Source organism: Rhodococcus sp. JS3073, from assembly GCF_026810085.1.
In the GTDB taxonomy this organism is placed as follows: domain Bacteria; phylum Actinomycetota; class Actinomycetes; order Mycobacteriales; family Mycobacteriaceae; genus Rhodococcus_F; species Rhodococcus_F wratislaviensis.
In genome coordinates, this window is record NZ_CP113951.1 from 7,552,476 (window position 1) to 7,567,135 (window position 14,660).

General features: G+C 68.6%; 11 protein-coding genes. 6 read left to right on the plus strand and 5 right to left on the minus strand.

All coding sequences use genetic code 11. The annotated features are described in order from the left end of the window. Positions 1–48: 48 nt before the first annotated feature. The 5 genes from OYT95_RS34530 to OYT95_RS34550 form a co-directional block, all read right to left on the minus strand. Positions 49–2,235: an acyltransferase family protein gene (locus tag OYT95_RS34530; protein WP_112298607.1), complete on the minus strand. Its 2,187-nt coding sequence runs from the start codon at positions 2,233–2,235 to the stop codon at positions 49–51. Positions 2,236–2,359: 124 nt separating this feature from the next. Then, positions 2,360–2,686 (minus strand): Rieske (2Fe-2S) protein, encoded by a 327-nt coding sequence (locus OYT95_RS34535; protein ID WP_112298606.1) that lies wholly within the window; start codon positions 2,684–2,686, stop codon positions 2,360–2,362. Then, a complete protein-coding gene (gene nirB, locus OYT95_RS34540; RefSeq protein ID WP_268790160.1) occupies positions 2,683–5,178 on the minus strand; it encodes a nitrite reductase large subunit NirB in 2,496 nt (831 codons plus the stop codon). Before nirB ends, OYT95_RS34535 begins: the two co-directional genes overlap by 4 nt. A gap of 90 nt (positions 5,179–5,268) precedes the next feature. Beyond that, complete coding sequence (locus OYT95_RS34545) at positions 5,269–6,420, minus strand: MFS transporter (RefSeq protein WP_037229491.1); 1,152 nt, start codon at positions 6,418–6,420, stop codon at positions 5,269–5,271. Then, positions 6,417–7,358, minus strand: coding sequence for a PAC2 family protein (locus tag OYT95_RS34550; protein ID WP_112298604.1), 942 nt, complete (start codon positions 7,356–7,358; stop codon positions 6,417–6,419). Before OYT95_RS34550 ends, OYT95_RS34545 begins: the two co-directional genes overlap by 4 nt. Before the next feature lie 51 nt (positions 7,359–7,409). Between OYT95_RS34550 and metH the strand changes: the two genes are divergently transcribed. From metH to hisG, 6 genes are read left to right on the plus strand one after another with little or no spacing between them, the layout of a single operon-like run. Next, positions 7,410–10,979 (plus strand): methionine synthase, encoded by a 3,570-nt coding sequence (gene metH, locus OYT95_RS34555; RefSeq protein ID WP_268790161.1) that lies wholly within the window; start codon positions 7,410–7,412, stop codon positions 10,977–10,979. Continuing rightward, the gene (locus OYT95_RS34560; protein WP_268790162.1) at positions 10,972–11,664 is read left to right on the plus strand and encodes an HAD family hydrolase; all 693 of its coding nucleotides are present in this window, start codon (positions 10,972–10,974) and stop codon (positions 11,662–11,664) included. Before metH ends, OYT95_RS34560 begins: the two co-directional genes overlap by 8 nt. A 15-nt stretch (positions 11,665–11,679) precedes the next feature. Beyond that, entirely contained in the window at positions 11,680–12,537 is an 858-nt protein-coding gene (gene trhO / locus OYT95_RS34565; protein WP_037229497.1) for an oxygen-dependent tRNA uridine(34) hydroxylase TrhO, read from the plus strand. A gap of 1 nt (position 12,538) precedes the next feature. Next, positions 12,539–13,432 carry a pseudouridine synthase gene (locus OYT95_RS34570; protein ID WP_268790163.1) on the plus strand — a complete coding sequence of 298 codons (894 nt, stop codon included), beginning with the start codon at positions 12,539–12,541 and terminating at the stop codon, positions 13,430–13,432. A 25-nt stretch (positions 13,433–13,457) separates the two neighbouring features. After that, on the plus strand, positions 13,458–13,739 hold the full coding sequence (locus OYT95_RS34575) for a phosphoribosyl-ATP diphosphatase (RefSeq protein WP_009473527.1): 282 nt from the start codon (positions 13,458–13,460) through the stop codon (positions 13,737–13,739). 47 nt (positions 13,740–13,786) lie between these two features. After that, positions 13,787–14,638 carry an ATP phosphoribosyltransferase gene (gene hisG / locus OYT95_RS34580; protein WP_037229511.1) on the plus strand — a complete coding sequence of 284 codons (852 nt, stop codon included), beginning with the start codon at positions 13,787–13,789 and terminating at the stop codon, positions 14,636–14,638. Positions 14,639–14,660 lie beyond the last annotated feature (22 nt).

The window sequence follows — 14,660 nt, forward strand, 5'->3', positions numbered from 1 at the left end:
AGACACCGGCCACGAGCGGAATGTGACACCCGCACCGAATTTAGCCGCTCAGCCCGGTGCGAGTGCGTGGTCGGCCAGCGCGGCGACGACAGGTGAGAGTGCCTGGGCGTGTTCGAGGGTCAGGTGGTTGTCGTCGCGGTACACGAGGTCGTTGCCGACGATGACGGGGCAGCGCTCGGTGGTGCAGAACAGGGAGGTGAGGTCGGCGTACCGCCCGCCGCCTGCCGCGGTGGCCGCCGCCTCGGCCGCGACGCCGGCGTCGTTCACCGCGACCGGTCGCGGCGGCGAGCAGGCAGTCGCGTCGTCCAGGTGGGCGGAGAGGCAGGTGGGCACGGTCGACTGCGGATCCGGGATCGGCCCGAGGACGAGGACGGCCGAGCCCGTGGCCCGGAGTTCCGTGACCAGCCTGGTCAGGCTGTCGAGCCAGGCCTGGCCGTACACGGTGAAACCGAAATCGGCGCCGTACCGCCGGGACATGCTCAGCACGACCAACCGGGGCCGCTCGGCCCGCAGTCTGTCGACGACCTCGCCGCGCCATTCCTCGCATTCGGTGTATTCCCGGCCGAGGTAGGGGCTGGTGAGGGGGAGGTCGAGAAGCGGACAGGTGACCTTGCCCATCGTCTCGAGCCGCCAATGATTCTGCTCGGCGGCCGATTCGAAAGCCGGGGCCCACATCGCGGCATGCGAATCGCCGACCAGCGCCACCGTCGTCGGAGACGCGACGTCCCCCGACGCGCACTCGTCCTGCCCCACCTCGAGCCACGACCGCACGCAGCCGTTGACGAACACCTCCGGCTTGTCGGCAGGCGCGTCGGCGAGCGGTGGAGACAGATTCGACGGGACCGCCTGCAGCCCTGCCGATTCCCCGACAGCCGCCTGTACCTGCGCGGTCATGTCGTGCACCGCCGCGTCACGCGGATCGACTGTGGGAGGCGCCGATTCGGCCGGTGCAGAGACGGTGAGGGCTGTGGCCGCGGCTCCGTGTCCGACCGGAACCGGCCGCGCGATCAGCAGCACCAGTGCCGCACACACTGCGATGGCGGTGACGGCGCCGCCGAGCACGAGGCTGCGCGAGGCCGAGCGGCGCAACGGAGCAGCGAAGCGGACGGGATTCTCGACCAGGACCAGTGTCAGTCCGGCCAGACCCGCGGACACCATGACCATCGCCAGACGATCGGTCAGGTCCAGCGAGCGGCCGAGCACGATCGGCGCGAGCAGCAGCACCGGCCAGTGCCACAGGTACCAGGAATAGGACACCCGCCCGACCGCCCGCATCGGCGGCAGCGACAGGCTCCGCCCGACCCCCAGCCGGGGTGCGGCACATCCCGCTCCGATCACCAGCACCGTGCCGACGACCGGAACCAGCGCGGCGGTGCCGGGGTAGGGCGTCGTCTCACCGAGTCGAAAGCAAGCGACGACGATCAGTCCGAAACCCGCCCATCCCGCCGCGGCGGCGACCACCGACGGCAGCCGCTGCCAATGCCGAACGGACAGGGCGACCAACCCACCCGCGGCCAGTTCCCAGGCGCGGGTGGGCAACGAGAAGAACGCCCACGGCGGCAGCGTCCGGGTCCAGTCGAGCGAGACCGCGAACGACACTGCCGCGACCACGGCGAGAACGATCAGGTACGGCGTCGTCGACGGTGGGTTGTCCGCGTCGAGGCGCCGTGCCCTGCGCCGGACGAGCCACGCGACCCCGATGATCAGCGCAGGCCACAGCAGGTAGAACTGCTCTTCCACACCGAGCGACCAGTAGTGCTGGAACGGTGACGGGGGCGTGTCGGCGGCCAGATAGTCGGTGCCGTGCAGGGCGAACCGGTAGTTGCCGACGTAGAGCGCACTGGCGATCCCGTCACCGAGGACCGCGCGGGCCTGCAGAGGGGGCAGGAGCAGGGCCGCGCCGATGGCAGTGGCCACCAGCACGATGCACCCGGCGGGCAGCAGCCGGCGGGCCCGCGCGCCGTAGAACTCGGCCAGCCGGACACGGCCGGTGGTCGCGACGCTCCGCCACAGCAGCCCGGTGATGAGAAACCCCGAGACGACGAAGAAGATGTCGACGCCGGCGAACCCACCGCCGATTCCGGGGACGCCCGCGTGGAAGAGGACCACGGCCAGCACCGCGACGGCCCGTAAACCCTCGATGTCGGCGCGGAACACGGTGTCGGCCGACCGGCCGCCGATCTGTGGACGGCTACCGGATCGGCGCCGTCGTTCCGGGCTCGCGACGGTATTCACTCGACCAGCGATCTGTCCATGCGACGCGCCCCTTCAGCTGCAGCATTGAGCTCATGATGACAGCGGTGCCTAGACTTTCCCGAAAGGCACGCCGTATCGGGTCAGAGCGCTGGTGAGTGGCCACTCAGACGCGCACGACGACCGACCCTTCGCGAACCGATGCGGTGTAGGTGCGGACCGAGCTCACACCCTCGGATGCGCAGGCGCCCGTGTCGAAGGCGAACGAGTACTGGTGGAGCGGGCACATCACGCCGGTGGCGTCGATCTGACCGTCGGCGAGCGGACCGCCCTTGTGCGGGCACACCGCGTCCATCGCCCGAACGGTGCCGTCCGACAACAGGAATACGGCCACCTGACGGTTCTGCACGACATATGTCCGGCCCTCGCCCGGTGTCAGGTCGCTGACCGGACCCACAGCGACCTCGGAGGGGCCCTCGATCAGGGCGGTCATCGGACCGGCACCTGAGGGAGCGGCAGCAGCGGGAGCGACGGAGCGAACTGTGCAGGCGATTTCGGTGCGCTGCGCTCCTTCCACGGATCCCGGTAACCGTCCACCGCCGTCTGGATCCGCTCGTCCAACCCCGTCACGATGTCCTCCTCGTCTCGGACCAGCAGCGCCCGAAGATGTTCGAGTCCCACCCGCGGGACGAAGTCGTACGTGCGTTCGAGCCATTTCGCGTTCTCGCGGTAGTACTGGATGAACCGTCCGCCGAGTTCCACCACGGCGTCCGGTGATTCGACCGTTGCCAGCAGATCACCCTTCCGGATGTGCGCTCCGGCGGCGCCGCCGACGTAGATTTCCCATCGGCCGTCGCTGACCGCGACCACACCGAAGTCCTTGCACAGGGCCTCCGAGCAGTTGCGTGGGCACCCGGCGACCGCGAGTTTCAGCTTCGCGGGCGTCTCCAGGCCCTGGAACCGTTCCTCGAGCGCGATGCCGAGGCTCGTCGAATCGCCGAGACCATAGCGGCAGAAATCGGTTCCGACGCACGTCTTCACCGTGCGCATGCTCTTGCCGTAGGCGAACCCGGACGGCATGTCGAGGTCCCCCCACACCTTGGGGAGGTCCTCCTTCTTGATGCCGAGCAGGTCGATGCGCTGCCCGCCGGTGACCTTCACGAGCGGCACGCCGTACTTGTCCGCCACGTCGGCGATCTTGCGGAGTTGCTCCGGCGTCGTGACGCCGCCCTTCATCTGCGGAACCACCGAGAACGTGCCGTCGCGCTGGATGTTGGCGTGTACGCGGTCGTTGATGAACAGCGCGCCGCGCTCGTCCACCCAGTCTGGACCCCAGATCGTGCGAAGCAGCGAGGCCAGGGGCATCTTCGCGGACGCGTCCTCCTTCGCGTCCGTCGCGAGTTCGGCGAACACCTGGGACACGGCCCGGAGGTCGCGTTCCCGGATGGTCGCGATGAGTTCGGGCTTCGCCATCGGGATGCAGGGCACATACCAGTCGGCGGAGGGGTCGGCCTCGAGTTCGCCACCTGCGGCGCAGGCCACGATGTCGGCGACGAGTCCCTTGCACGACCCGCAGCCCTTGCCTGCCCGGGTCTGGGCGCAGACGTCGGTGAGTGTCTTGGCGCCGGAATGGACGCACGCGACCAGATCGCCCTTGCTCACGCCGTTGCAGTTGCACACCTGCAAGTCGTCGGGGAGGTCGGCGACACTCGTTGCGGCGCTCGGGGCTCCGACGTCGAAGAGCATGCTGATCCGCTCCTCGGGCAGCGGCACCTTGCCGTCGAACGCCTGAGTGAGGAAACCCGCCTTGCTGATGTCGCCCATCAGGGTGGCGCCGATCAGCTTTCCGTCGCGGACGACGAGGCTCTTGTACGTGCCGCTGCGCGGTTCGTAGTACTGGACGAATTCGTCGTCCGCCGTCTCGGGTCCCTTGACGCCCATCGCGGCCACGTCGACACCGGCGACCTTCAGTTGGGTGGTGGTGCGTGAACCGACGTACGCCGCTTCGGGATTCGAGCCGGTAAGGACGTCGGCGAGGATGACCGACTGTTCCCACACCGGGGCGACGAGGCCGTAGGTCTCCCCGCGGTGCTGTGCGCACTCGCCGACGGCGTATACGGAACCCTCGTCCTCGCAGCGCATCTGGTCGTCCACCACGACGCCGCGTTCGACCACCAGCCCGGCGGCACGCGCGAGTTCGGTGTTGGGCCGGATTCCGGCGGTGACGACGACCATGTCGGCGTCCAGGGTCGAGCCGTCGACGAACGACACCCCGGTCACGAGGCCCGCCTCGTCGCGCAGCACGGCGGTGGTCCGCATCGAGGTGTGGACGCCGACGCCGAGCTTCTCGATCTCGGCGCGCAGGACGCTGCCGCCGCGTTCGTCGAGCTGCTGGTTCATCAGGTGCCCGGGGGAGTGCACGACGTTGACGGTGAGACCCTGTGTGCGCAGCCCGTACGCGGCCTCCAAGCCGAGCAGGCCGCCGCCGATCACCACCGCGGACACGTCGTCGCGGGCCTGCGCCATCTGCAGCATGCCGTTGGTGTCGGCGATGTTCCGGAATCCGAACACCCCGCGGGCCAGGCGCCCGTCGTGCTCCCGCAACCCGTCCATGTTGGGGAAGAACGTGTTGCTTCCCGTGGCGATGATGAGCACGTCGTAGTCGACGACGCGGCCGCTCTCACACGTGACCGTCTTCGCGAACCGGTCGAGTGCGACCGTGCGATCGCCGGCGTGGAGTTTGACGCCGTTCGCGGTGTACCAGCCCATGGGGTTGAGGATCAGGTCCTCGTCGTCGACGGCCGCCTCCCCGGACAGCACGTGCGAGAGCATGATCCGGTTGTAGTTGCCGTAGGGCTCGTCGCCGATCATGGTGATCTCGAAACGCTCGCCGCCGCCACGGTTCAGGATCTCCTCGACGGTGCGTGCGCCGGCCATACCGTTGCCGACGACCAGCAGCTTGCTCGAACTCGGAGTGTTGGCCATGCGTCGAGGCTCCGCCCCGGGAGTGTCGTAACGGCTGCGCGCACGTTACGTGGGAATCAGGAACACCTCACAGCCCTCCCGGAAGTCATGTCAGGCAGGTGCGCGGTCGCGGGGCATGAGCAGCGGGGCCAGCACGGCGAGGAGCAGTGCGGGCAGCAGGAAACCGGCCGCGGGCGACACCGAATACACCGGGGTGAGGGTGATCGGGGCGAGCGCGTTGCCCATGAATCGCAGCGCCTGCACGACGGACACCGCGCCACCCCGGTTCGGGCCCGGCGAACCGAGCACGGCGGCGTTGACACCGACCAGGATGAACTGACCGGCGATTCCGGCCGCGAACCACGCCACGGCCACGACCGCGAGGAGGGACACGGTCCCGGCGGCTGCAACGAGAATCGCCCCGCCGAGCGCACCGATCAGGACCGCAGACCGCGCCCCGATCTTGTCGATGACACCGCCGACGAGGCGTGCGGTGAGGATGCCGGCCACGCCGAACCCGGTGAGCAGCAGCCCGCGCTGGGTCGGGCTGAGCCCGAAGACGTCCTCGGCGCGGAACGCGACCAGGAAGCTCAGCCCACCGAGCGCGCCCCAGCCGAGGAGTGCGACCACCCCGATCCTCAGCACCGACGGGGTGAGGGCGTCGCGCAGTCGCGGGCGCGGCGCCCCCGGTTCGGCGGGAGGGCTGTCGGGAACGCCGACCAGCCCCAGCACCGCGGCCACGAGGGCGATGACGAGGAACGCGAGCCTCCAGTCGACCTCCGCCGCGAGACCGCCGACGAGCGGCGCGCTCGACTGTCCCGCGGCCTGGAAGGCACCGAAGATCCCCAGGGCCCGGCCGAGATGCTTCTTCGGCGTCGAGGCGGCGAGCGCCGCCAGCAGCAGCGGCGTCGTGAACGAGTTCGAACACCCCTGGAGCACGCGGGCGCCGAGGAAGAGCGGCAGCGTCGGCGCCGCGAAACAGGCGAGCGACGACAGCAGGTAGACGCCGTACGCGATCCGCACGGTCCGCATCTGCCCCCACCGGGCGCCCAGCGTGCCCGACACCAGCATCAGCAACGCGAACGGCAGCAGATACGCCGTCAGCGAACCGGCCGCGGCAGACGCACTCACGCCGAGGTCGTCACCGATCTCGGGAAGGATCGAGGCGACGACCCCGCCGCCGAACGGACCGAGGAAACCGCCGGCGTAGAGCGCCGTGCGCTGGAGCGAGGAACGAAGCGACTCGGATGAGTTCTTCGTCACAGCCCGAAGCTGCCGGGCCCACGCCTGCGGAGGTACCGCTCGAACTCGGCCGCGAGCGCGTCACCGTCGATCTTCGAGATGGCGTCGGAAATGTCGGTCTCGGCGTCGCCGCGCTCCTCGAGTGAGCGGACGTACTCGCCGATCTCCTCGTCGTCCGCGGTCATCTCGGTGACGGCTTCCTGCCAATCGTCGGCCTGGGACGGGAGTTCCCCGAGGGGCACCTCGATGTCCAGGACATCCTCGACGCGTTGCAGCAGCGCCACCGTGGCCTTGGGATTCGGCGGCTGGGACACGTAGTGGGGCACGGCCGCCCAGAACGACACGGCGGGAACACCGGCCCGGACACACGCGTCCTGCAGCACCCCGGTGATTCCGGTCGGCCCCTCGTAGCGGGTCTGTTCGAGCTTGAACCGCTCGGCGGCCTCGCTGCTGTATGCGCTGCCCGTCACCGGGACCGGCCGCGTGTGCGGGGTGTCCGCGAGCAGCGCGCCGAGGATCACCACGGTGTTGATCTGCAGCTGATCGACCAGTTCGAGGAGGTCCTCGCAGAAGCTCCGCCAGCGCATGTTCGGTTCGATCCCGCGCAGCAGAACCACGTCGCGGTCGCTGCCGGGAGGCGAGCACACCGACAGGCGGGTGGCGGGCCACACGATCTCCCGGGTGACACCGTCGACCTGCCGGACCGTGGGTCGATTGACCTGGTAGTCGTAGTATTCCTCGGAGTCCAGCTCGGCGAGCGGCTGGGCGTCCCAGGTCAACTCGAGGTGCTCGACGGCTCCGCTCGCGGCGTCGCCGGCGTCGTTCCAGCCCTCGAAGGCGGCGACGAGGACAGGGTCACGAAGTACGGGCACGCCACTGTCCGTCGCACCGGCATCCGCGGTGTCGGGGGTGTCGTCGGCGCGGCCCGCAGGCGTGACGGGGAACTCACTGGAACTCACCCACCCAGCCTACGGCCAGCATTGGTTCGCGCGCCCACTAGTCTGGACGGCATGTCTGCGCCATTTCACTCTGCCCTGCTCGATGCGTTGAACCAGCGCGTTGTCATCGGCGACGGAGCCATGGGCACCATGTTGCAGGCCGCGGACCTCACGCTCGACGACTTCCTCGGGCTCGAAGGCTGCAACGAAATCCTCAACGACACCCGCCCTGACGTGCTGAAAGACATCCACCGCGCGTACTTCGAGGCCGGGGCGGACGCCGTCGAGACCAACACGTTCGGGTGCAACCTACCCAACCTCGCCGATTACGACATTTCGGACCGCATCCGGGAACTGGCCGAGAAGGGCACCCGGCTGGCGCGTGACGTGGCCGACGAGATGGGGCCCGGACGCGACGGCATGGGCCGCTTCGTCCTCGGCTCGATGGGGCCCGGAACCAAGTTGCCGACGCTGGGCCACGCGCCGTTCGCGGTCCTCCGCGACGCCTACGCGGAGGCGGCGATGGGCATGATCGACGGGGGAGCGGACGCGATCCTCGTCGAGACCTGCCAGGACCTGCTGCAGGTGAAGGCGGCCATCCTCGGCAGTCAGCGGGCGATGGAGACGCTGGGGTCGCGGCTGCCGATCATCACTCACGTGACGGTCGAGACCACCGGCACGATGCTCCTCGGCAGCGAGATCGGCGCCGCGCTGACCGCGCTCGAGCCGCTCGGTATCGACATGATCGGACTCAACTGCGCGACCGGTCCCGCCGAGATGAGCGAACATCTCCGCCACCTGTCCAAGTACAGCTCCCTTCCGGTGTCGGTGATGCCCAACGCCGGATTGCCGCAGCTCGGCCCGAACGGCGCCGAGTACCCGCTCACCGCGGAGGAGCTCGCCGAGGCGCTCAGCGGTTTCGTCACCGAGTTCGGTCTCGGTCTGGTCGGCGGCTGCTGCGGCACCACGCCGGAGCACATCCGGCAGGTGGCCGAAGCGGTTCGCCTGGTCGAGAAGGCCGAGCGGAACCCGGTGCACGAGTCGGGGACGTCCTCGCTGTACACCGCGGTGCCGTTCCAGCAGGACGCCAGCATCCTGATGATCGGTGAACGCACGAACACCAACGGCTCCAAGGCATTTCGTGAGGCGATGATCGCCGAGGACTACCAGAAGTGCCTCGACATCGCGAAGGACCAGACCCGCGACGGCGCCCACATGCTCGACCTCAACGTCGACTACGTCGGACGCGACGGTGCCGTCGACATGGCCGCCCTCGCAAGCCGGTTCGCGACGTCGTCGACGCTGCCGATCATGCTCGACTCCACCGAGCCCGCGGTCCTGCAGGCCGGCCTCGAGCACCTCGGCGGCCGGTGCGCCGTGAACTCCGTCAACTACGAGGACGGCGACGGACCGGACTCCCGGTTCCAGAAGATCATGCGGCTCGTCACGGAGCACGGCGCCGCCGTCGTCGCGCTGACCATCGACGAGGAGGGCCAGGCGCGTACGGCGGAGCACAAGGTCCGCATCGCCGAGCGTCTGCTCGAAGACATCACCGTGAACTGGGGTCTCGACGAGTCCGACATCATCATCGACGCGCTGACGTTCCCGATCTCCACCGGTCAGGAAGAGGTCCGCCGCGACGGCATCGAGACGATCGAGGCGATCCGCGAGCTGAAGAAGCTGCATCCGCGGGTGCACTTCACCCTCGGCGTGTCCAACATCTCGTTCGGTCTCAACCCGGCGGCCCGGCAGGTCCTGAACTCGGTGTTCCTGCACGAGTGCACCGAGGCCGGCCTGGATACGGCCATCGTGCACGCGTCGAAGATCTTGCCGATGGCGCGGATCCCCGACGAACAGAGGGAAACGGCCCTCGACCTGGTCTACGACCGCCGCCGCGAGGGTTACGACCCGCTGCAGAAGCTGATGGAACTGTTCGAGGGCGTCTCCGCGGCGTCGGCGCGCGAATCCCGCGCCCAGGAACTGGCGGCGCTTCCGCTGTTCGAGCGGCTGGAACGCCGCATCGTCGACGGTGAACGCAACGGCCTCGACGACGACCTCACCTCGGCGATGGAGGAGAAGCCGCCGCTCGCGATCATCAACGAGACGCTGCTGTCCGGCATGAAGACCGTCGGCGAACTCTTCGGGTCCGGGCAGATGCAGTTGCCGTTCGTGCTGCAGTCCGCCGAGGTGATGAAGGCGGCCGTGGCATACCTCGAACCGCACATGGAGGCCACCGACGAGGACGGCAAGGGCCGCATCGTCATCGCCACCGTGAAGGGCGACGTCCACGACATCGGCAAGAACCTCGTCGACATCATCCTGAGCAACAACGGGTACGACGTGGTGAACCTGGGCATCAAGCAGCCGATCGCGACGATCCTCGACGCGGCGATCGAGCAGAAGGCCGACGTCATCGGCATGTCCGGGCTGCTCGTGAAGTCGACCGTGGTGATGAAGGACAACCTGCAGGAACTCAACGCCAAGGGTGTCGCGGAGAAGTTCCCCGTCCTCCTCGGCGGTGCCGCACTGACCCGGTCGTATGTGGAGAACGATCTGGCCGAGGTGTACGAGGGCGACGTCAGCTACGCGCGCGACGCGTTCGAGGGCCTGCACCGGATGGACGAGATCATGGCCGTCAAGCGTGGCGGCGGACCCGACCCGGACAGCCCGGAAGCGATCGCGGCCCGCGAGAAGGCGGCCGAACGGAAGGCACGGCACGAGCGGTCCAAGCGGATCGCGGAGAAGCGCAAGGCCGCCGAGACCCCGATCGAGGTGCCGGAGCGATCCGACGTGGCCACCGACATCGTGGTGCCGAGCCCGCCGTTCTGGGGCAACCGGATCGTCAAGGGTGTCTCGCTGTCGGACTACTCGGGACTGCTGGACGAGCGTGCCCTGTTCCTCGGGCAGTGGGGTCTGCGCGGGCAGCGTTCCGGCGACGGTCCCACGTACGAGGAACTGGTGGAGACGGAGGGTCGCCCCCGCCTGCGGTACTGGCTCGACCGGCTGAGCACCGAGGGAATCCTCGCGCACGCCGCCGTCGTGTACGGCTACTTCCCCGCGGTGTCGGAGGGCGACGACGTGGTCGTGCTCACCGACCCGACACCCGACGCGGAGGAGCGCTTCCGGTTCACGTTCCCGCGCCAGCACCGCGACCGTTTCCTGTGTGTCGCCGACTTCGTCCGGTCCCGCACCGAGGCGAAGGAGACCGGTCAGGTCGACGTGTTCCCGATGCAGCTCGTCACGATGGGGCAGCCCATCGCGGACTTCGCGAACGAGTTGTTCGCCGCCAACGCGTACCGCGACTACCTCGAGGTGCACGGTATCGGCGTGCAGCTGACGGAATCGCTGGCCGAGTACTGGCATCAACGGGTCCGCGAGGAACTCGTGCTGCCCGGCGGTCACAACGTGGCCGAGCAGGACCCGTCCGAGGTGTCCGGGTTCTTCGACCTCGCCTACCGAGGTGCCCGGTACTCCTTCGGGTACGGCGCCTGCCCCAACCTGGAGGACCGCGCGAAGATGGTCGCCCTGCTCGAACCCGAACGGATCGGTGTGAAATTGTCGGAGGAACTGCAGTTGCATCCCGAGCAGTCCACGGATGCGTTCGTGCTGCACCACCCCGAAGCGAAGTACTTCAATGTCTGAGGCAGTCGACGGTCTCGCAGGTGTTCTGTGGGACATGGACGGAACGCTGCTCGATTCCGAGAAGATGTGGGACGTCGCGGTCCGCGAGCTGTCGCTGCACCTCGGCGGGCCGATGACCGAGGAGACGCGGCTGAAGACGATCGGCGCGTCCAGCGCCAACGCCCTCGGCGTCATCTTCGACGCCCTCGGGCTCGACCGGGATCCGGCGGCGCTCGCCGAGGCCAAGGAATGGATGTTCACCCGCGTCGAGGAATTGTTCGGCGACGGGATCCCGTGGCGACCGGGCGCCCACGACGCACTGCGGACCGTCCGGGCGCACGGCCTGAGGTCCGCGCTGGTGACCAACACCGAGCGCCGGCTCACCGAGCGGGCGCTCGAGACGCTCGGCAGGCACCACTTCGACCACTCGGTGTGCGGCGACGAGGTGCCGGCGGGCAAACCGCATCCGGACCCGTACCTGCGGGGCGCGGAACTGCTGGGACTGGATCCGTCGCAGTGCCTCGCCATCGAGGACTCGCCCACCGGTGCGGCGTCCGCGCAGGCCGCGGGGTGCGTCGTCCTGATCGTCCCGTGCGAGATCGCGGTGGCCGACGGCCCGGGGCGGGTGTTCCGGGACAGTCTCGAGGGTCTCACCGGTTCCGACCTGGTCGAGGTGTGGGCGCAGCGGAGTGGCGTCCGTCTCTAGGTAGTCTGGTTTCCCGTGGCTGTCCCGAAAATCGTGCTGTTCTACGTGTTCACTCCGCTCGCCGACCCGGAGGCGATACGGCTGTGGCAGTACACACTCGCCGAGGCGAACAACCTGACCGGACGGATCCTCGTCTCCGAGCACGGCATCAACGCGACGGTCGGCGGTGACATCCACGACGTCAAGCGGTACGTGAAGGGGACGCGCAGCTACGCCCCGTTCAAGGACGCCGACATCAAGTGGTCCGACGGGCTCGGTGACGACTTCCCGCGGCTGAGCGTCAAGGTGCGGTCGGAGATCGTGACGTTCGGTGCGCCGGGCGAGCTGAAGGTGGACGCGGACGGCGTCGTCGGCGGCGGCACCCACCTCGCGCCCGAAGAGCTGCACCGACTGGTCGAGGGTCGCGGTGACGATGTCGTCTTCTTCGACGGGCGCAACGGTTTCGAGGCGGAGATCGGCCGATTCCGGGACGCCGTCGTGCCCGACGTGGCGACCACGCGCGAGTTCGTGCACGAACTCGACAGCGGCAAGTACGACCATCTGAAGGACAAGGCCGTCGTCACCTACTGCACCGGGGGAGTGCGGTGCGAGGTCCTGTCGTCGCTGATGCGCTCGCGTGGTTTCGGCGAGGTCTACCAACTGGACGGCGGCATCGTCCGCTACGGCGAGGAGTTCGGCGACACGGGCCTGTGGGAGGGGTCGCTGTACGTCTTCGACAAGCGGATGAACATCGAGTTCAGCGATCAGGCCAAGACGCTGGGACGTTGCACCCGGTGTGGCGGCCCGACGTCCCGGTACGAGAATCTGCCGGACGACCGGGGCCGCGAACTCGCGCTCGTGTGCGCCGAGTGCACCGAGAATCGGGTGGGCTGACATGGCCGGGGCGCCGCTGCCGGTCCGCGACGGTCTCGGTCCCGATCGCATCCGGATGCCGGCAGGCCACGGCGCGAAGACGGTCGCCGAGTTCCTGGTCGAGACGTACCCGGACGAGCGGGCGCACTGGCTGTCGCTGATCGACGGCGGGGAAGTCGTCGACGAACACGGCCGGGTGGTGGACCGCGGAACCCGTTATGCCCCGACCCGTTTCGTGTACTTCTATCGCGACCCCGCACCCGAGATCCCGGTTCCGTTCGAGATCGACATCCTCCACCGCGACGACCACCTCGTGGTGATCGACAAGCCCCATTTCCTCGCGACCATTCCGCGGGGCGCGCACATCACCGAGACGGCGGTGGTGCGGCTGCGGAGGGCGCTCGACCTGCCCGACCTCACGCCGGCACATCGGCTCGACCGGATGACGGCCGGTGTCCTGGTGTTCCTGATCAGGCGGGAAGACCGCCGGGCGTATCAGGAACTGTTCGTCTCCCAGCAGGTCACCAAGGAATACGAGGCCGTCGCCGACCACGACCCCGCGCTTGCCTTTCCGCGGACCATCCGCAGCCGCATCGTCAAGGAACACGGAATCATGACGGCGACGGAGGAACCGGGGGAACCGAACAGCGAGACCGTCGTCGACCTGATCGAGACCCGGGAGGGCCGCGCGCGGTACCGGCTGCTACCGAAGACCGGCCGGACACATCAACTGCGGTTGCACATGTCGTCGCTGGGGCTGCCGATCGAGGGCGACAACTATTACCCGGACTTCCGCCGATCCGAGCCCGGCGACTTCTCGACCCCGCTGCGGTTGCTGGCGCGGGCCATCGAGTTCACCGATCCCCGTTCGGGCGAGGTCCGCCGGTTCGAGAGTCGCCGCACACTCGGGTGGTGACCGGTTCGGAGAGGTCCGCGGCGGCGTGAAACAATGGGTCCTCGTGAAGACCTTCGAATCCCTGTTCGCCGAGCTGACCGAGCGTGCCGCTACCCGCCCCGAGGGGTCCGGCACCGTTGCCGCCTTGGACGCCGGCGTCCATTCGCAGGGAAAGAAGATCCTCGAAGAGGCGGGTGAGGTGTGGATCGCCGCCGAGCACGAGAGCGACGAGGCGCTCGCCGAGGAGATCTCTCAGCTGCTGTACTGGACGCAGGTGCTGATGGTGGGTAAGGGCCTGAAGCTCGAGGACGTCTACCGACATCTGTGATCGGTGATCGAGACTCCTCCACCCGCTCCCGAAAGGAACCCTCAGCCATGCTGCGCGTCGCAGTCCCCAACAAGGGCTCGCTGTCCGAGTCCGCCGCCGAAATCCTCAGCGAGGCCGGCTACCGCCGTCGCACCGACTCCCGCGACCTGACCGTCCTCGACCCGTCCAACCAGGTCGAATTCTTCTTCCTTCGCCCCAAGGACATCGCGATCTACGTCGGATCCGGTGAACTCGATCTCGGCATCACCGGCCGCGACCTCGCCCGGGACTCGGGTGCTCCGGTCTCCGAGCGGCTGTCGCTCGGCTTCGGCCGCTCCACATTCCGGTACGCCGCCCCCGCGGGCAAGGACTGGTCGGTCGAGGACCTCGCCGGGCTCCGGATCGCCACGTCCTACCCCAACCTGGTGCGCGACGACCTGTCCGCACGTGGGATCGAGGCCTCGGTCATCCGCCTCGACGGCGCCGTGGAGATCTCGATCCAGCTCGGCGTCGCCGACGCCATCGCCGACGTCGTCGGCTCCGGCCGCACGCTGCGCCAGCACAACCTGATCGCGTTCGGCGACACCCTGTGCGACTCCGAGGGTGTCCTCATCGAGCGCGCCGGTTCGCCCGCCGACGATTCCGCGCGCAACCAGCTGGTCGAGCGGGTGCGCGGCATCGTGTTCGCGCAGCAGAACCTGATGCTCGACTACGACTGCCCCAAGACGATCCTCGACGACGCGTTGAAGATCACCCCGGGCCTGGAGTCGCCGACGCTGTCGCCGCTCGCCGACGAGAACTGGGTCGCGGTCCGGGCAATGGTGCCGATCAAGGGCCACAACGGAGTCATGGACGAACTCGCGGACCTCGGTGCCAAGGCCATCCTCGCGTCCAACATCCGGTCCTGCCGCGCACTCTGATCCCGTTCCACCGCAACACGGT